This is a genomic window from Rhizorhabdus sp. P4_G6 (assembly GCF_056401045.1).
Map to the genome: position 1 here is coordinate 1 of NZ_JBFUKC010000056.1, position 700 is coordinate 700.

General features: G+C 64.1%; 1 protein-coding gene. It reads right to left on the reverse strand.

The window, feature by feature from the left end; translation table 11 throughout:
* A partial coding sequence (locus AC1DPF_RS18970) for a cytochrome P450 (RefSeq protein WP_477962954.1) occupies nucleotides 1-700 on the reverse strand: 700 nt, incomplete at both ends.

Below are 700 nucleotides of genomic sequence, written 5' to 3' on the forward strand. Positions count from 1 at the left end.
CGAAGCCCAGCTGTTCGTTCGCGCGCCGCGTGATATCGAACCGCTCGGGGTCTTCCCAACGCCGTCGAAGCCCAGCTGTTCGTTCGCGCGCCGCGTGATATCGAACCGCTCGGGGTCTTCCCAACGCCGTTCGTCGCGATTGCCCGATGCATACATCACGAGAACCCGCGCACCCTTGTGGAGGCGCTGGTCTTCCACCGAAAAATCATCGGTCAACACGCGGGAAAAGCCCTGTACCGGACTCTCGAGCCGGATCGCTTCATTGACCGCGTTGGGGATCTGCGTCGGGTTCGCGCGCAGCTTGTCCCATTGATCGGGGTTTTCAGCGAACAGGGCGATCGCACTGCCCGTGGCAAGGATGGTGGTGTCCAGGCTCGGACCCAGATAGTCGCCCATCACCGGCCCGACCTGCTCGGGCCTGAGCTCGCCCGTCTCGGCCGCTTCGTAGAGTTTGGCGACCCAGCTGCCCGGCTTCACGCGATCGGCGGTGCAACCGCGGGCATAGGTCACCATTTCGTCCAATATCGGAAGCGCGGTTTCCGTCAGCTCAAGGCCCCGTGGTCCAAAGGAGTTGAACACCGCGCCGGCCCATATGAGCATCCGCTCACGCCCTTCCTCGGGCAGGCCAACCAGTTCGGAGACCACCGTGACCGGGAGATGCGGCGCGAGTTCGGTCGCGGCATCGAAATCGCCTTTGGCC